Below are 15,928 nucleotides of genomic sequence, written 5' to 3' on the forward strand. Positions count from 1 at the left end.
ATGACCGCGGCCCGCCTCGACGCGACGGTCGTTGCAGGCGTGCTGGCGCGGGTGGCAGCGAGCCGCCCGCGGGTGCAATGCCTCACCAATACGGTGGCGCAGAACATTACGGCGAACATGCTGCTCGCCTTCGGCGCGATCCCGTCCATGGCGATCCATGTCGACGAGATCGCGGCAATGGCCGAGGGCGCCGGCGCGATCCTGATCAACATCGGCACGATCAATGCCGAGAGCGAACTCGCCATCCCGAAGCTGCTGGAGGTCGCGCGCGACCGACAGAAACCGCTGGTCTTCGATCCGGTCTTCGTCGAACTCTCGCCGCTGCGCCAGCGCGTGGCGCGCGAGGTCTTGCGCCTGCCGAACATCGTCGTGCGCGGCAACGCGACCGAGATGGCCGCGCTTGCTGCCGATCTCAAGACGGCGCGCGAGCGCAACCTCACGCTCGTCACCACCGGCAAGGTCGACCGGATCATGCGCGCAGGCGGCATGCTGTCCGTCTCCCATGGCCATCCGCTGATGACGAGGGTCACCGGGGTCGGCTGCGCAGCGGGCGCCCTGATCGCGGCATGCTGCGCGGTCGAGGGCGATCCGGCAGTCGCGGCCGCCGCCGCGCTGACCGCCTATGGCGTCGCCGGCGAGATTGCGGCAGAGACATCGCAAGGGCCCGGCAGCTTCGCCGTGCACCTGATCGACGCGCTGGCAGGGATGGACGAGGCCACGCTGCGCGAACGGATGGGAGAGCACGGGTGAGCGTTGATATCCGCCTTTACGGCATTGTCGATCCGCAGATCGCGGCCGGGCGCTCGCTGGCCGACCTGGCGCGTGCCGCGGTCGATGGCGGCGCCACCCTGATCCAGCTGCGCGCCAAGACCGAGACGACGCGCGAGATGGTGCGCGAGGCCCGGGCCATCCGCTCGGCCCTGCACGGCACAAGGGTGCCGCTGCTGATCAACGATCGCGTCGATGTCGCGCTCGCTTCCGGTGCCGACGGCGTCCATCTCGGCGCCGACGACATGAAGCCGAACGATGCCCGCCGCCTGCTCGGGCCCCGCGCCATCATCGGCGCGACGCTGAAGCATGAGGATGAACTCTCCGCATTGGCCTCGGCGAAGATCGACTATGCCTGCATCGGCGGTGTCTTCCAGACCTCGCACAAGGACAATGCCGGCTCCTCGCTCGGTCTCGACGGCTTCACGGCCCTGCGGCGCAAGGCTGCTGCCGCATTGGGGCCGCTCCCGGTCGGAGCCATCGCCGGCATCACGGCAATGAATGCGGCCTCGGTCATCGAGGCAGGGGCTGACGGCATTGCCGTGATCGGCGCGCTGTTCGTGCAGGACGATGTCGAGGCCGCCGCGCGCGCACTGCGCGCGGTGCTCGAGCGGCTGCTGCCGACGCCGCCAGAAGCTCCCGCATCCACCTGAACCGTCACGCGGCAATGCCGGGCGCGCAGCCCCGCCACGAGCGCCCGGCCCCTTGCTTCGCGCCCGTCGCTCGCCCATGAACGGCACGACATCGAGGGAGCGCTGCGTCATGACGAATTATGTGATCGAACCGCCCGCCATCAACGCGGTTCCGGTAGCGGGTGGCGGGCTCTTCCCCGTGCGCCGCATCTTCTGCGTCGGACGCAACTATGCCGAACATACCCGCGAAATGGGGGGCGATCCCGACCGCGAGGAGCCGTTCTTCTTCACCAAGCCCGCGGACGCAGTGGTGATCAACGGCACCGACATGCCCTATCCCAGCAAGACCAAGGACCTGCACCACGAGATGGAGCTGGTCGTCGCGATTGGCACCGGCGGGCGCGACATCCCGGTCTCCGAGGCGCTCTCGCATGTCTATGGCTATGCGGCCGGGCTCGATATGACCCGCCGCGACCTGCAGGGCGAAGCCAAGAAGACCGGCCGCCCCTGGGACATGGGCAAGGGCTTCGACCAGTCGGCCCCGATCGGGGAGATCGTGCCCGCGAGCCATAGCGGCCATCCCGCGGCCGGCAAGATCGAGCTCACGGTCAATGGCCGCGTGCGCCAGACCTCCGATCTCGCCAAGCTGATCTGGAGCGTGCCGGAGACGATCGCCTATCTTTCCGGCCTCGTCGCGCTGGCTCCCGGCGACCTGATCTTCACCGGCACGCCGGAAGGTGTCGCCGCCGTCGTCGAGGGCGACGTGCTGGAAGGCGCCATCGACGGCGTCGGCACCGTCCGCACCCGGATCGCCTGAAGAGACTTCGAGGAACCTGACCATGCAGCTGACCCCTGACGCCCGCGGCGTCTATCCCATTGCGCCGACCCCCTTCACGCCCGATGGCGCCATCGACTGGCCGAGCACCGACCGGCTCTTCGATTTCTACGCCGGCATCGGTTCTGACGGTATCACCGTGCTCGGCATCATGGGCGAGGCGCCGAAGCTCGAACCGGAAGAGTCCGTCGGGCTCGTCAAGCGCGCCGTCGCGAAGATGGGTGGCAAGCCGATCATCGTCGGCGTTTCGGCGCCGGGCTTTGCGGCTATGCGCTCGCTGGCGCGGCAGGTGATGGATCTCGGCGCCGGCGGCGTAATGATCGCCCCGCCGCCGAGCCTGCGCACCGACGACCAGATCGTCGGCTATTACGCCCAGGCCGTCGAGGCGATCGGCAGCGACATTCCCTTCGTCATCCAGGACTACCCGCTGACGCTCTCGGTGGTGATGACGCCGGCCGTGATCCGCCGCATCGTCCAGGACAACCCGTCCTGCGTAATGCTGAAGCACGAGGACTGGCCGGGACTCGAGAAGATCTCGACGCTGCGCAAGTTCCAGGCGGAAGGCAGCCTGCGCAAGATCGCGATCCTCACAGGCAATGGCGGGCTCTTCCTCGATTTCGAGATGGAGCGTGGGGCTGACGGCGCCAATACCGGCTATGCCTTCCCGGAATTGCTGATCGACGTCGTCCGCCTTTCCAGCGAAGGCAAGCGCGACGCGGCTCATGACATCTTCGACGCGCACCTCCCCCTGCTGCGCTACGAGCAGCAGCAGGGTGTCGGCCTTGCCGTCCGCAAATATACGATGATGAAGCGCGGCATCCTGGCCAGCGACGCCCAGCGCAAGCCGGGCGCCGGTCTGACGGCCGCGGCCAAGGCGGAAGTGGACTATCTGCTGACGCGGCTGGCAAAGCACGACCCGCGCGCCAGGTTCTGAAGGCCGGAATCGCGATGGCCCCCTCTCAACGAGAGGGGGCCATCGCCTTGTCTTCAAGCGCTCAGTGCGTGTGCTCGGCGGCTGCGCCCTTGGCGCCGATCCCCTCGACCTTGAACTCGACCTCCACCACACCAGCCTTCTCGAAGGTCAGCGTGCCCTTGACGCGCTCATCCTGCTTCAACGGCTGCTTCAGCTCCTGGAACATGATGTGGAAACCGCCGGGCTTCAGCTCGACCTTGGCGCCGGCCGGGATTTCGATACCTTTTTCAAGCTCGCGCATGGTCATCACGCCATTGGTGACCGCCATTTCATGGATCTCGCCGCGACCGGCGAAGGGCGCAGAGACCGCAATCAGCCGGTCGGGCGTCGAACCGGTATTCTCGATCGAAAGGTAGCCGCCGCCGACCTTGGCGCCGGCCGGCGTGGCGCGCGACCAGGGATGGCCGATCTTCAGCGGGCCAGCCTTGTAGTCATGGGCGAAGGCGGCGGCGCTCGCGAGTGTGAGCGCGATCGCGGCGAGGTAGTGAACGGGCTTGTTCATCAGCATGGTCCTGAAAGAGGTCGCGGCCATTCGCGAATGGCCGGAAATCCCGGCTTGCGGCGGCCTGTCCGGCTGGCCGCGAGACGAGAGGGAGAGACGAAATCGTGTTCAGGATGCGATCGGCGGCGCTCGCGATTGCGGCAGCCCGAGGACCGCGCCATGGATGGCATCCGTCCGAATGGGAACGGAGCGCTCCAGCGGGGCCGCAAGGCGCGCGCCCACCGGCTGAGGCGGTACAGGAGGGATCGCAAGGGCAGGATTGATCGGGCAGCCAATGCAATGCTGGACGCCATTCGCCGGCTCCGGAACCTCGGACGTGTCCGAGACGGACTGCCCGGAACACAGAACCGCACCTGCGAGCGCTGGATGAGCCGCAAAGGCTGACGCCGGCGCCAGGCCTGCCGCCAGAACGGCCAGCGCATAGACGGCCGCAAGCCAGGCTCCGAGGACGGAGCGGCGCAACGTCTCAAGCGGGGGACCAAGGGCCGACATGGCGCGACTTGGCCTCGTCACCTGCTCTCCGTCAAGCCGCGCTCTGTCGCAGGGGGAGGTCCGCGGGATGGTCGAGGAGAGATTTCTGCCCCCTCGGCAACGGCGCGCGAAAGATTCATTCCCTTTCATTCGTTTCTTTAAAAGAACGATCGGGTTGACAAAGAGGACACTTTCACCCAAATTGGCACTGTCGCTGGACATGGTTCGGCGGCCGCGGAGATTTGAGCGAGCAGCTTGCGCCGCGTCACCAAACGCTAAAGCGCCACGACCGGGTCGTGGGCTCCAGTGACGAGGAGATGAACATGACCGTTTCGACCTTGCGCCGGTCCGCTGCCACGATGCTGATGGCTGCCTGCTGTTGTCGATGCTGATCCTGCATTGAAAGACCGCCCGGGCTGACGCCGGGGCCTCTCCCAATCCGATCCGCCCAATCGAACGCCGCCCATGCGGCGGAGGTAAGCCATGACCCAGTCGCAGACCCAGCAAGCATTCATCATCGAAATCGGCGAGACCCAGGCCGGTCTCGTCAATCGCCGCAACGACGAACGCTTCTTCACCTTCATTTCCGCCTCGTCCGCCTTTCGCGCACTCGAGGGCCTCCGTTTCGCAACGCCAAGCGCTGCCRAGATCGCGGCCCGGCAACTCGCCGCCTCCCAGCGCCGTCCCGCGCTGCGGCTGGCGTCATAGCGGGGGCAGGCCGATGCCGCTGATCACGACCCTGAGCGCATTGCTGCGGGACTGGCTCGACCGGGCCCTTTCCACCGCGCTCGCACCATCTTCGACCCAGGAGCGAGTGGACGAAGACGAGAACACACGCCGCTCCATCCACGACGTGACGCTGGAACAGCTCGGCATCTCGCACTGGTCCTGCCACACGCTCCTCTGAGGTTATGATGAACGCTCTCGTGAAGCCCGACGCCTTCAGCGTCGGTGCCAATCCCGTTTTCAGTCCCGAGCCGGCGATCCGGTTCGAGAATGTCGGCAAAATCTTCTCCGGCCGCTCCGGGCAAGGCGCCGTGACTGCGCTCTCGGGTATCGATCTCACCGTGCCGCGCGGCGCAATTCTCGGGGTGATCGGCCGCTCCGGCGCCGGCAAGTCCACGCTGATCCGGCTGGTCAACGGTCTGGAGCGGGCGAGTTCCGGCCGCATCCTGATCGAGGACGAGGATGTCACAGGGCTGACCGAAGCCGGTTGGCGGGCGCGGCGCCGGACGATCGGCATGATCTTCCAGCACTTCAACCTGCTCTCGTCGCGCACCGTCTTCGACAATGTCGCGCTGCCGCTTGAAATTGCAGGCGCGCCCAGGGCCGAGATCGAACGCCAGGTCACGCGGCTGCTCGATCTCGTCGGCCTGTCCGACAAGCGCGAACGCTATCCGGCCGAACTCTCCGGCGGCCAGAAGCAGCGCGTCGGTATCGCCCGCGCGCTTTCGACCGAGCCGAAGGTGCTGCTCTGCGACGAGGCGACCTCGGCGCTGGACCCCGAGACCACACAGTCGATCCTCGGCCTGCTGAAGCGGGTCAACCGCGAGCTCGGCATCACCATCCTGCTGATCACCCACGAAATTCCGGTGATCAAGGAGATCTGCGACCGCGTTGCAGTGATCGAGGGCGGGCGGATCGTCGAGGAAGGCGAGACCTTTACCGTCTTCACCCAGCCCAAGCACCCGACCACCGCGCGCTTCGTCGAGACGGTGACCGGTGTCGAACTTCCCGCCCATCTCGCCGGCCGGGTCAGGCCGGAGGCACGTCCAGGCGACAGCGCCCTGCTGCGCATCACCTTCATCGGCGAGAATGCGACGGCCCCGGTGATCAGCCGGCTGAGCTCGATCGTCGGCGTCGATGTCAACATCCTCGCCGGACGGATCGATGCCATTGCGGGCCAGCCCTTTGGCAGCCTGCTCGTCTCGGTCACGGCCCATGAGCCGGAACTCGCTGCCGTGCTCGGCGCCCTGAAGAGCCTCGAACTCAAGGCGGAGGTTATCGGCCATGTCTCCTGAACTCATCCGCCTCATCGCCCAGGCGACCGCCGACACGCTGCTCATGGTTGCGGTCGCAGCCGGGATCGGTACGCTGATCGGCCTGCCCCTCGGCGTCTTCCTGGCGACCAGCAAACGTGGTGAGCTCTTCGCCGCGCCCGCCGTCAACGCCGTGCTCGGCGTGCTCGTCAACGCCACGCGCTCGACGCCCTTCATCATCCTCGTTGTCGCGATCATCCCTTTCACCCGGCTGCTCGCCGGCACCTCGATCGGCACCAATGCTGCCATGGTCCCGCTCACCGTCGCAGCCGCCCCCTTCATCGCGCGACTGATCGAAGGCGCCATCCGCGAAGTCGATCAGGGCCTGGTCGAGGCCGCGCGCGCCATGGGGGCGAGCCCGCTGCAGATCGTGCGCAAGGTCCTGGTGCCCGAAGCACTGCCGGCGATCACACTCGGACTGACGCTGGCCATCGTCAGCCTGATCGGCTTCTCGGCCATGGTCGGCGCCGTCGGTGGCGGCGGCCTCGGCGATCTCGGCATCCGCTACGGCTACCAGCGCTTCATGCCGGACGTGATGGCCGTCGTCGTCGCCGTGCTGATCGTCCTCGTCCAGACCGTGCAGAGCATCGGCGACCGGCTTGCCCGGCGCCTCAACAAGCGCCTGCGCCACGTCTGAGCCAATCCGTCCTCAACCGTTCAAACAGCCGCAAGGAAACATCATGTCGATCAATCTGACCCGCCGCGCCGCGCTTGCCGCCTCCGGCCTCGCCCTTCTCCTCTCGGTGCCGGCCCTGGCCCAGCAGAACCAGACGCTGCGCATCGGCGTCTCGCCCGGCCCGCATGCCGAGATCCTCGAGAAGGTGAAGCCGATCGCCGCCAAGAAGGGCCTCGACATCAAGATCGTCGAGTTCTCCGACTATGTCGTACCGAACCAGGCTCTGGATGCAGGCGAGCTGGAGGCCAACTCCTTCCAGCACCAGCCCTATCTCGACAACCAGGTGAAGGACCGCGGCTACAAGCTGGTCAGCGTCGGCCTGACCGTGAACTTCCCGCTCGGGATCTATTCGTCGAAGTACAAGAGCTGGGCCGAGATTCCCGATGGTGCGACCGTCGCCATCCAGAACGACCCGACCAATGGCGGCCGCTCGCTGCTGCTGCTGCAGGACAAGGGCGTGATCAAGCTGAAGGACGGCGTCGGCGTGAAGCCGAGCGTCGCCGACATCACCGCCAATCCGAAGAAGCTGAAGATCATCGAAATCGATGCGGCGCAGGCGCCGCGCTCGCTCGCCGATGTCGGGGCCGCCTCGATCAACACGAACTACGCCGTCGACGCCAAGATCGAGCCGACCTCGGCCATCCTGCGCGAAGACCCGAAGGGCCCCTATGTCAACGTCATCGCCGTGCGCGAGGCTGACAAGGACAAGCCCTGGGTCAAGACCCTGGTCGAAGCCTATCACTCACCCGAGATCAAGGCCTTCGTCACCGAGCGCTTCAAGGGCAACGTGCTCGCTGGCTGGTGATCTCAATCGTTCCTCCCACCTGGTCACGCGATACGGCCAGGCACCTGCCCCGGATGCGCAAGCATCCGGGGTTTTTCTTTGCAGGCAAGATGGGCCGGGCCTGCGGCGGCGCAGGCGGCTATGATGGCAGCAGGATTGTCGCGATCAGAGGAGGAGATCATGCGTTGCCTGCCGCTCGCCGCCTGCGCCCTCGCCTCACTGCCGGCCGCCGCCCAAACCGAACGGCTGGCGCGCCCTGAACTCGTGCTCAAGACAGTGGTTCCGGGAATGCCGACCGGTCCCCAGCAGGAAATCAGGGTGATGACCGCCATGATCAAGCCGGGAGACAGGACACCGTTCCATACGCACCGTTTCCCGGTGACGGTCCATGTCATCGAAGGCGCCTTCACCCTGGAAATGCAGGGGCGCACGGCCGTGACAGTGAAGGCCGGCGAATCGCTGGTCGAACCGCCGAACGTCAAGATGACCGGCTACAACCGCGGCAACGAGATGCTGAAAGTGGTGATCTTCTATGTCAGCGAGCCGGACACGCCGTTCCTGGATCCGGTTCGCTAGAAACCCGGCAACGTCAAATCGTCAGACCGGACCTTCCGGTCCGACGATCCAGCCATCTGTGTTTGCGTCGTCTTTCCCGAAAACCGCAATCCGCTTTTCGGGGCGGTGCCTGAGGCCCGCTGCCGGGCGATTGCGCGTGCCTTACCGCGAGATCTTGCCGAAGGCGAAGAACTGGGTCTCGCCGGAGGAATCGTCGACACCGTCATTGTCGGTGACAACGAAGAGATTGCMAGCCTTGTCGACAGCCATGCCCTCAACCTTGTCGAGCCCATAGCCGCCAGCCTTCATCAGATCCGGCGTGAGATCGCGCAGCGGCTTCTTCTCGACGGTCGGGATGGCGGCGGCGCCGATTGCGGCCGGCGTCAGACMCTTGACCGAGAAGGTGGCCAGCGTCTTCACCGCCTTGGCGCCGAAGAGATTGTCGCGCTCGATCACGGCAAAGGTCTCGTTGCCGAGATAGGTCAACTCGGAGAGGCCCATCCAGGCACCGGCGGCCGGAGCCGTCAGCGGGTAATGCAGCACGCCCCACTGCTTGCTGGCCGGCTTGTAGGACAGGATCTTGGTCTTGCCCTTGGGATCGTCCTTCCATTCGCGCTGCACGGCAAGCCAGACGGTCTCGTCCGCGCCCTCGCCGGTCACCGTCACGCCCTCGAAGCCGAAGCGCACGGCATGCTTGTCGAGCTCTTCGGGAAGGTGGATCTCCTCCTCGATCTCACCCTTTGCGGTCGCCCGCAGCAGGATATTGCGAGTCGGCTTGTCCTTGATCTCGGGATTGCCCTCCGAAGCCAGCCAGAAGCCGCCATTGGCGCGGGTCGCGATCCCTTCCAGGTCATAGGAGGCGGGCTTGCCACCCTTGGTCACCGTCAGGCCGGCGACGATCCTGGCCGGCTTCTGCGTGGCGTCGATCTCGAGGATGCGGGACGGCGTATAGGCGCTGTCGGTCACGGCAAAGAGGCGGCCAGCTGTGCTGCCATGGGCGGCAAGTCCGGACAGCGCGCCCCAGCCGATCGGCAGACCCTCATGATCCTGCGAGACGATCGTCGGATAGGCGGCGGGGCCTTCGTTGCGCTCATAGATGGTCACTGCGGAACGGGCGCCACCCTTCTCGCCGACATCGGTCTCGGAGGCCGACACAAGGAGATTGCGCTGCGGGATGGCAAGCAGGCCTTCCGGACCGATGCCACCCGGCAGGGCCTGGAGGTAACGCGGTGCTTTCCCGGCGCCCTCGTCCTTGAAGACCAATACGAGCGAGGCGCGCTCCAGGCCGACGAAGATCAGCTTGTCATTGCCGTAGGTGCCGACCTCGATCCCTTCCGGTTCGCTGCCCTTGGCGGCCGAGCGCTTTTCCGGATAATGGCCGTGACGCATGGCGATATGGTCGACCATCGCAGCCGAATCGAACTCGATCGTGCCGTCCTTGCGGAAGATGGTGAAGCCGCGCGAGCCACCCTTCCAATCGCCTTCATTGGCGGTGACGAAGCGCTCGGTGTCGATCCAGCGCACCGCGTCCGGCTCGCGGGCGACGCCCTTGAGTTCCTCGACCGGCTTGATTTCGCCGTCGCGGGTCTTGTCGATGTTCTTCAGATCGACGGTGCCGGCGGAGAAATGGGTGACGATCTTGCCGGTCTTGGTATCGATGATGGCGAGGTGGTTGTTCTCCTGCAACGTCACCACGGCGAGGCCGTCCTGGTTGACGTCAACGAATTCCGGTTCGGGGTCGGTCGGCTCGATGGCGGCGATGCCCGTCAGGTCGATCACCTGGCGCGAGGCGCAATCGGCGCCGCCATCCTTGATGCCGACCAGGGTCAGGTTGCCGGCGGGCAGCTGCGGCAGCGCACCTTTGTTCAGCTTCTCGTCGCGCTCGTTCTCGATGACGATGGCGATCTTGCCCTTGTCCTTGGTCAGCGTAATCGAATCCGGCTGGCCGCCGAGCTCGCATTTGGCAACGACCTGCCGCGCCTTGAGATCGACCGTGGCAAGGTGCCCGGCGGGCTCCTTGAAATTGTCGCCGGAGGTGACGACCACGACGAAGGCCTTGTCGCCAAGGATCACGACCGAGGTCGGTTCGCCCTCGAGCGGAATGAAACCTGCCGGCTTCGGAGCGGAGGCCGTCGTGATGTCGATCAGGCCGAGGGCCTTCTGCTCGGCATCGGTATAGGCCAGGAGCGTTCCCGCTTCGTTGGCCGCGATGATCTCCGACACCGTCTTTTTGGACGCGTCGCGATCGGGCGGCAGGTTGAGCGGCACGGAGAAGGTCGCGACACGGTTGAACATCGGCTCGGCCAGAGCCGTGCCGCCAAGCAGGACCGAGGCGAGAGCCGCGAGAACGAGTGAGGTGCGCATGGGGCGGTCCTGTTCCGTTGGGGCAAGAAACTGTGCAGGCCGCATCAGCTATTGAGTGCGGACGACAGTTTCGTGACGCTTTCCCCGATCGGAGCCCGCGCTCCCCCATTGGGCCGCGAACAAGACGCCCACGCCACAAGATGGCTTTGCGAAAACAGCTCGACGCCCTCCGGCGGCGGCCGGAAGGCGTCGAGTTGGAGATGCCTGCTGCTTACGTTCAGGCGGCGACGGCGACGGCGGTCGAGCGCTTGAAGCCGATGATCTCGAGTTCTGTGACGATCGCGACCGCTGCAGCCTGTGCCAGCACGAAGGCGATGCCGAGCCCGGTCGGCACAAACCATCCGGCAACCAGGATCAGGATGCTGTCGGCGATCCAGAGGAGGTTGATGCCAATCACCGCGTAGACGGCGAGCCGCGGCAGGGTCTCGCGACTGGAGAGGAGGGCCAGCAGCGCGGCGCAGGGGAGCAGCACCAGGCCGGCGCCGCGGAGGAAAGCCTCGGGGAAGCCGAGCAATCCGGTGAGCGGCGCAGCAGCGAAGGCGAGCAGCAGACCGGTGGCGGCGCAGGCAGCGGCATCGAGAGCAAGGGCATTGCGGAGGAAGCGCGAGGACTGGATCGAGGACATGGCGTGGTCTCCTGGGTGTGAGTCCGTTCCGGCGGCCGGCCCGGGCTGTTGATGTTGGAGCCATGCTGACGCTGTCGTGTCGGCCCGTCGATTAAGCGAGAGGTAATTGGAACGAACCGACAGCCCGGATAGGTTTCTCGCCATGAACAAGCATCATCAACCCACCGTCGGTCACCTCATCCGCGACTGGCGCCAGCTGCGCCGGCTGAGCCAACTCGACCTCGCGCTGGAAGCGGAGATCTCCCAGAAGCATCTCAGCTTCATCGAGAGCGGCCGCTCGGCGCCGAGTCGCGACATGGTTCTGCACCTGGCGGAGTATCTCGCCGTGCCGCTGCGCGAGCGTAACGCCCTGCTGCTGGCCGCGGGCTATGCCCCGGTCTATCTCGAACGGTCGCTGGAGGATCCGAGCTTGCAGGCAGCCAAGTCGGCGATCGATCTCGTGCTGAAGGGGCACGAGCCCTATCCGGCCGTCGCGGTCGACCGGCATTGGACGTTGCTTGCCGCGAATGCCGCGGTGACGCCTCTCCTCGGCCTTGTCGCGGATGCCGAGCTGCTGCGCCCACCCGTCAACGTGCTGAGGCTCAGCCTGCATCCGAGCGGGCTCGCACCCTTCATCGTCAATCTCGCGGAATGGCGAAGCCATCTGATCGCAAGGCTGAGGCAGCAGATCAGGGCGACGGCCGATCCGATCCTGGCCGATCTCCTCGTCGAGCTGCTGACCTATCCGGCGCCACTTCAGCCCGCTCGCAAGGGCCACGCGCCGGAACCCGAGGCGGAAGCTGCGATCGTCGTGCCGATGCAGCTGAAGGTCGGCGAGCAGGTGCTCTCCCTGATTTCGACGACAACCGTCTTCGGCACGCCGGTCGACATCACGCTGTCGGAACTGGCGCTGGAAACCTTCTTTCCGGCCGATGCGGCGACCGCCGAGGCGCTGCGGTTGATGGCAATCGCATCCGCGGACCGGTCCGGAGCAGCTTGAACTTTTCCGGGAACCTTTGCCCGTTCCAGCCGTTTCCTCAGCACAAGTCGCTGATACGACATGCGTTTTTTAACAGAGGAACAGGACCCATGGGCAGCACCGCGGACAAGATCAAGGGCATGGCCAACGAGGCCGCCGGCAACGTCAAGCAGGGCGTCGGCAAGGCGATGAACAAGCCGGGGCTTCAGGCCGAAGGGATTGCGCAGGAGCGCAAGGGCGAGGCCCAGCAGGCCGTTGGCAAAGCCAAGGATGCGGTCAAGAAAGTGATCGACAAGGCCTGATCTGCATCAGGCCGGCGATCTGAAAGGCGGGTGCCCCGGACGGGTCGCCCGCCTTTTCAATTGCGGGGCCCGCGCTCAGGCCGCGCCGCCGCTCATGCCGCCCAGGAACTCCTTGACGCGACCGAAGAAGCCGGCGGTTTCCGGGTGGGTTGCGCCTGAGCATTCGCGCTCGAATTCGAGCAGCAATTCGCGCTGACGCGCCGTCAGCTTCTGCGGCGTCTCGACCACGACCTCGATATAGAGATCCCCGACCTCGCGCGAGCGCAGCACGCTCATGCCCTTGCCCTTGAGCCGGAACTGCTTGCCGTTCTGCGTGCCCTCGGGAATCTTGACGCGTGCCTTCTCGCCCGTCAGCGTCGGGACTTCGATCTCGCCGCCGAGAGCAGCCGAGGTGAGGCCAAGCGGCACCCGGCAGAACAGATCGGCCCCGTCGCGCTGGAAGATCGCGTGCGGCTTGATCGACAGGAAGATGTAGAGGTCGCCCGCCGGCCCGCCGCGCAGGCCAGCCTCGCCCTCACCGGCAAGCCGGATGCGTGTGCCATCCTCGACGCCGGCCGGAATGTTGACCGACAGCGTGCGCTCGCGAGTGACGCGCCCGGCGCCCGAGCAGTTCTTGCAGGGGTCGTCGATGACTTCGCCGCGCCCGTTGCAGGTCGGGCAGGTGCGCTCCACCGAGAAGAAGCCCTGATTGGCGCGCACGCGGCCATGGCCGCCGCAGGTCGGGCACTGGCGCGACGTCGAGCCCGGCTTGGCGCCGGTCCCGGAGCAGGATTCGCAGGCAATCGAGGTCGGCACGCGGATCGAGGCGCTTTTGCCGGCGAAGGCGTCCTCCAGCCCGATTTCGAGATTGTAGCGGAGATCGGCACCGCGCTCGCGGCCATTGGCACCGCGCGGTCCACCGCGGCCCCGCGCATCGCCGAAGAAGGAATCGAAGATGTCCGACATGAAGTCGGAGAAATCGGCCCCGCCGCCGGCACCACCGCCGCCATTCTCGAAGGCCTGGTGGCCGTAGCGGTCATAGGCGCCGCGCTTCTGGCCGTCGGCCAGGACCTGATAGGCCTCGTTCAGCTCCTTGAACTTGGCCTCGGCCCCCTTGTCGCCGGGATGGCGATCGGGATGGCATTGCATCGCGAGCTTGCGGAAAGCACTCTTGAGCTCCGCCTCGTTAGCCGTCTTCGAGACGCCGAGGATCTCGTAGTAGTCGCGTTTGGACATCAAACAGCCACCCCTTCGTTCTTCTCGGCATCATGGCCGGGGGAACCCGGCCATGTTCGTCAGAAGAACGACATTTCCCTTGCAAGAGGCCCTTCCCGAACGAGATGGCCGGGGCGAGCCCGGCCAGGTCGTCGTGGAGAGGTCAGAGCGCGATCAGGCGCTCTTCTTCTTGTCGTTCTTGTCGTCGCTGACATCCTTGAAGTCGGCGTCGATGACGTCGTCCTTCTTGGCGTCGGCATGCTCTTCGCCGCCTTCAGCCGTGGCACCCTCGGCCTGGCTCGCCGCATACATGGCTTCACCGAGCTTCATCGAGGCCTGCATCAGGTCGGTCGTGCGCGAGGTGATCGCCTCGACATTCTCTTCGGCCAGCGCGGCCTTGAGCGCGTCCAGTGCGGTCTCGATCGCTGACTTGTCGGCGGCAGAAACCTTGTCGCCATAGTCCTTCAGCGACTTCTCGGTGGAGTGCACCAGGCTCTCGCCCTGGTTCTTGGCTTCCACCAGCTCGCGACGCTTCTTGTCCTCGGCGGCATTCGCCTCGGCGTCCTTCACCATCTTCTGGATGTCGGCCTCGGAGAGACCACCGGAAGCCTGGRTGCGGATCTGCTGCTCCTTGTTGGTGGCCTTGTCCTTCGCCGTCACCGAGACGATGCCGTTGGCGTCGATGTCGAAGGTCACCTCGATCTGCGGCATGCCGCGCGGCGCCGGCGGGATGCCCATCAGGTCGAACTGGCCGAGCATCTTGTTGTCGGCAGCCATCTCGCGCTCGCCCTGGAAGACCCGGATCGTCACCGCGCCCTGGTTGTCCTCGGCGGTCGAAAAGACCTGGCTCTTCTTGGTCGGGATCGTGGTGTTGCGGTCGATCAGGCGGGTGAACACGCCGCCGAGCGTCTCGATGCCGAGCGAGAGCGGGGTCACGTCGAGCAGCAGCACGTCCTTGACGTCGCCCTGCAGCACGCCGGCCTGGATCGCGGCGCCAATGGCGACGACCTCGTCCGGATTGACGCCCTTATGCGGCTCCTTGCCGAAGAACTGCTTCACCACCTCCTGGACCTTCGGCATGCGGGTCATGCCGCCGACGAGAACGACCTCGTCGATCTGGCCCGCCGAAAGACCGGCATCCTTGAGCGCCTTGCGGCAGGGCTCGATGGTGCGCTGGATCAGATCGTCGACCAGGCTCTCGAACTTGGCGCGCGAGAGCTTGATGGCGAGGTGCTTCGGCCCGGAGGCGTCGGCAGTGATGTAGGGCAGGTTGATTTCGGTCTGCGCGGCGCTGGAAAGCTCGATCTTGGCCTTCTCGGCAGCTTCCTTCAGGCGCTGCAGGGCGAGCTTGTCCTTCTTCAGGTCGATGCCCTGCTCGCGCTTGAACTCGTCCGCAAGGTACTCGACCAGGCGCATGTCGAAGTCTTCGCCACCCAGGAAGGTGTCGCCATTGGTCGACTTCACCTCGAAGACGCCGTCGCCGATCTCGAGGATCGAGACGTCGAAGGTGCCGCCGCCGAGGTCATAGACCGCGATCGTGCCGGTGGTCTTCTTGTCCAGGCCATAGGCGAGCGCAGCCGCGGTCGGCTCGTTGATGATACGCAGCACCTCGAGGCCGGCGATGCGACCGGCATCCTTCGTGGCCTGACGCTGGGCGTCGTTGAAATAGGCGGGAACGGTGATGACCGCCTGCGTGACCGGCTGCCCGAGATAGGCCTCGGCGGTCTCCTTCATCTTGGTCAGGGTGAAGGCGGAAATCTGCGAGGGCGAATAGTCCTTGCCGTCAGCCTCGACCCAGGCATCGCCCGTCGGGGCCTTCTTGATCCGGTAAGGGACAAGATTCATGTCCTTCTTCGTCATCGGATCCTCAAAGGTCCGACCGATCAGGCGCTTGATGGCGAAGAAAGTGCGCTCCGGATTGGTGACGGCCTGACGCTTGGCCGGCTGGCCGACAAGCCGCTCGCCGTCATCGGTGATGGCGACGATGGAGGGCGTGGTGCGCGCGCCCTCGGAATTCTCGATAACCTTCGGTGTAGTGCCTTCCATCACGGCAACGCAGGAGTTCGTCGTGCCGAGGTCGATACCAATAACTTTACCCATGGACGGGATCCCTTTCGATTAGCAGATCGCCGACCGGCGACGCATTTCGCACCGCCTGCCGGCCCATGGACCGGCCCGCCCCCGCCTTACGCGGCAAACGGAACCGGCATTCCACGTTTCGCGGTCGTCAAACCGCCTCTTGGCGGCGTA

The 15,928-nt window shown here is 65.8% G+C and carries 18 protein-coding genes; 12 read left to right on the top strand and 6 right to left on the bottom strand.

Annotation, left to right across the window (positions count from 1 at the left end; translation table 11 throughout):
• From AC1DIO_RS11600 to AC1DIO_RS11615, 4 genes are all read left to right on the top strand, one after another.
• Window positions 1-750: a hydroxyethylthiazole kinase gene (locus tag AC1DIO_RS11600; protein ID WP_441506346.1), complete on the top strand. Its 750-nt coding sequence runs from the start codon at window positions 1-3 to the stop codon at window positions 748-750.
• A complete protein-coding gene (gene thiE / locus AC1DIO_RS11605) occupies window positions 747-1,421 on the top strand; it encodes a thiamine phosphate synthase (RefSeq protein WP_441490808.1) in 675 nt (224 codons plus the stop codon). The genes AC1DIO_RS11600 and thiE overlap by 4 nt, the downstream gene beginning before the upstream one ends.
• Window positions 1,422-1,530: 109 nt before the next feature.
• On the top strand, window positions 1,531-2,217 hold the full coding sequence (locus AC1DIO_RS11610) for a fumarylacetoacetate hydrolase family protein (RefSeq protein WP_441506347.1): 687 nt from the start codon (window positions 1,531-1,533) through the stop codon (window positions 2,215-2,217).
• A 22-nt stretch (window positions 2,218-2,239) separates the two neighbouring features.
• Window positions 2,240-3,169, top strand: coding sequence for a dihydrodipicolinate synthase family protein (locus AC1DIO_RS11615; RefSeq protein WP_441506348.1), 930 nt, complete (start codon window positions 2,240-2,242; stop codon window positions 3,167-3,169).
• Between the two features lie 61 nt (window positions 3,170-3,230).
• Here the strand turns inward: AC1DIO_RS11615 and AC1DIO_RS11620 are convergent, their stop codons facing one another.
• Window positions 3,231-3,710 carry a copper chaperone PCu(A)C gene (locus tag AC1DIO_RS11620; protein ID WP_441506349.1) on the bottom strand — a complete coding sequence of 160 codons (480 nt, stop codon included), beginning with the start codon at window positions 3,708-3,710 and terminating at the stop codon, window positions 3,231-3,233.
• A gap of 108 nt (window positions 3,711-3,818) precedes the next feature.
• A complete protein-coding gene (locus tag AC1DIO_RS11625; protein WP_441490804.1) occupies window positions 3,819-4,223 on the bottom strand; it encodes a hypothetical protein in 405 nt (134 codons plus the stop codon).
• Between the two features lie 441 nt (window positions 4,224-4,664).
• Here AC1DIO_RS11625 and AC1DIO_RS11630 point away from each other — a divergent pair, with 441 nt between their 5' ends.
• The 6 genes from AC1DIO_RS11630 (at window position 4,665) to AC1DIO_RS11655 (ending at window position 8,256) form a co-directional block, all read left to right on the top strand.
• Window positions 4,665-4,889 carry a hypothetical protein gene (locus AC1DIO_RS11630; protein WP_476853423.1) on the top strand — a complete coding sequence of 75 codons (225 nt, stop codon included), beginning with the start codon at window positions 4,665-4,667 and terminating at the stop codon, window positions 4,887-4,889.
• 13 nt (window positions 4,890-4,902) lie between these two features.
• Window positions 4,903-5,088, top strand: a complete 186-nt coding sequence (locus AC1DIO_RS11635; RefSeq protein ID WP_441506351.1) for a hypothetical protein — start codon at window positions 4,903-4,905, stop codon at window positions 5,086-5,088.
• A 7-nt stretch (window positions 5,089-5,095) separates the two neighbouring features.
• A complete protein-coding gene (locus AC1DIO_RS11640; protein WP_441506352.1) occupies window positions 5,096-6,202 on the top strand; it encodes a methionine ABC transporter ATP-binding protein in 1,107 nt (368 codons plus the stop codon).
• The gene (locus AC1DIO_RS11645) at window positions 6,192-6,857 is read left to right on the top strand and encodes a methionine ABC transporter permease (RefSeq protein ID WP_441506353.1); all 666 of its coding nucleotides are present in this window, start codon (window positions 6,192-6,194) and stop codon (window positions 6,855-6,857) included. The genes AC1DIO_RS11640 and AC1DIO_RS11645 overlap by 11 nt, the downstream gene beginning before the upstream one ends.
• A 43-nt stretch (window positions 6,858-6,900) precedes the next feature.
• Entirely contained in the window at window positions 6,901-7,701 is an 801-nt protein-coding gene (locus AC1DIO_RS11650) for a MetQ/NlpA family ABC transporter substrate-binding protein (protein WP_441490800.1), read from the top strand.
• 159 nt (window positions 7,702-7,860) lie between these two features.
• Window positions 7,861-8,256, top strand: coding sequence for a cupin domain-containing protein (locus AC1DIO_RS11655; RefSeq protein WP_441490799.1), 396 nt, complete (start codon window positions 7,861-7,863; stop codon window positions 8,254-8,256).
• 141 nt (window positions 8,257-8,397) lie between these two features.
• Here the strand turns inward: AC1DIO_RS11655 and AC1DIO_RS11660 are convergent, their stop codons facing one another.
• Both AC1DIO_RS11660 and AC1DIO_RS11665 read right to left on the bottom strand, forming a co-directional pair.
• Window positions 8,398-10,599: an esterase-like activity of phytase family protein gene (locus AC1DIO_RS11660; RefSeq protein ID WP_476853424.1), complete on the bottom strand. Its 2,202-nt coding sequence runs from the start codon at window positions 10,597-10,599 to the stop codon at window positions 8,398-8,400.
• 217 nt (window positions 10,600-10,816) lie between these two features.
• Window positions 10,817-11,224: a hypothetical protein gene (locus AC1DIO_RS11665; RefSeq protein WP_476853425.1), complete on the bottom strand. Its 408-nt coding sequence runs from the start codon at window positions 11,222-11,224 to the stop codon at window positions 10,817-10,819.
• A 142-nt stretch (window positions 11,225-11,366) separates the two neighbouring features.
• Here AC1DIO_RS11665 and AC1DIO_RS11670 point away from each other — a divergent pair, with 142 nt between their 5' ends.
• Together AC1DIO_RS11670 and AC1DIO_RS11675 are read left to right on the top strand one after the other, a co-directional pair.
• Complete coding sequence (locus AC1DIO_RS11670; protein ID WP_476853426.1) at window positions 11,367-12,203, top strand: helix-turn-helix domain-containing protein; 837 nt, start codon at window positions 11,367-11,369, stop codon at window positions 12,201-12,203.
• Between the two features lie 89 nt (window positions 12,204-12,292).
• On the top strand, window positions 12,293-12,484 hold the full coding sequence (locus AC1DIO_RS11675) for a CsbD family protein (RefSeq protein ID WP_043234134.1): 192 nt from the start codon (window positions 12,293-12,295) through the stop codon (window positions 12,482-12,484).
• Between the two features lie 75 nt (window positions 12,485-12,559).
• Here the strand turns inward: AC1DIO_RS11675 and dnaJ are convergent, their stop codons facing one another.
• Both dnaJ and dnaK read right to left on the bottom strand, forming a co-directional pair.
• Window positions 12,560-13,699 (bottom strand): molecular chaperone DnaJ, encoded by a 1,140-nt coding sequence (dnaJ, locus tag AC1DIO_RS11680; RefSeq protein ID WP_441506357.1) that lies wholly within the window; start codon window positions 13,697-13,699, stop codon window positions 12,560-12,562.
• A 153-nt stretch (window positions 13,700-13,852) separates the two neighbouring features.
• Window positions 13,853-15,778: a molecular chaperone DnaK gene (gene dnaK / locus AC1DIO_RS11685; protein WP_476853427.1), complete on the bottom strand. Its 1,926-nt coding sequence runs from the start codon at window positions 15,776-15,778 to the stop codon at window positions 13,853-13,855.
• Window positions 15,779-15,928 lie beyond the last annotated feature (150 nt).

It is taken from the genome of Allobosea sp. 05T439 (genome assembly GCF_056396005.1).

What these genes read in the sequence shown, in the direction of transcription:
- AC1DIO_RS11600 (WP_441506346.1), top strand. Translation starts at nt 1, where the DNA reads ATGACCGCGGCCCGCCTCGACGCGACGGTCGTTGCAGGCGTGCTGGCG.
- AC1DIO_RS11610 (WP_441506347.1), top strand. Translation starts at nt 1,531, where the DNA reads ATGACGAATTATGTGATCGAACCGCCCGCCATCAACGCGGTTCCGGTA.
- AC1DIO_RS11615 (WP_441506348.1), top strand. Translation starts at nt 2,240, where the DNA reads ATGCAGCTGACCCCTGACGCCCGCGGCGTCTATCCCATTGCGCCGACC.
- AC1DIO_RS11620 (WP_441506349.1), bottom strand. Translation starts at nt 3,710, where the DNA reads ATGAACAAGCCCGTTCACTACCTCGCCGCGATCGCGCTCACACTCGCG.
- AC1DIO_RS11635 (WP_441506351.1), top strand. Translation starts at nt 4,903, where the DNA reads ATGCCGCTGATCACGACCCTGAGCGCATTGCTGCGGGACTGGCTCGAC.
- AC1DIO_RS11640 (WP_441506352.1), top strand. Translation starts at nt 5,096, where the DNA reads ATGAACGCTCTCGTGAAGCCCGACGCCTTCAGCGTCGGTGCCAATCCC.
- AC1DIO_RS11645 (WP_441506353.1), top strand. Translation starts at nt 6,192, where the DNA reads ATGTCTCCTGAACTCATCCGCCTCATCGCCCAGGCGACCGCCGACACG.
- AC1DIO_RS11650 (WP_441490800.1), top strand. Translation starts at nt 6,901, where the DNA reads ATGTCGATCAATCTGACCCGCCGCGCCGCGCTTGCCGCCTCCGGCCTC.
- AC1DIO_RS11655 (WP_441490799.1), top strand. Translation starts at nt 7,861, where the DNA reads ATGCGTTGCCTGCCGCTCGCCGCCTGCGCCCTCGCCTCACTGCCGGCC.
- AC1DIO_RS11665 (WP_476853425.1), bottom strand. Translation starts at nt 11,224, where the DNA reads ATGTCCTCGATCCAGTCCTCGCGCTTCCTCCGCAATGCCCTTGCTCTC.
- AC1DIO_RS11670 (WP_476853426.1), top strand. Translation starts at nt 11,367, where the DNA reads ATGAACAAGCATCATCAACCCACCGTCGGTCACCTCATCCGCGACTGG.
- AC1DIO_RS11675 (WP_043234134.1), top strand. Translation starts at nt 12,293, where the DNA reads ATGGGCAGCACCGCGGACAAGATCAAGGGCATGGCCAACGAGGCCGCC.
- dnaJ (WP_441506357.1), bottom strand. Translation starts at nt 13,699, where the DNA reads ATGTCCAAACGCGACTACTACGAGATCCTCGGCGTCTCGAAGACGGCT.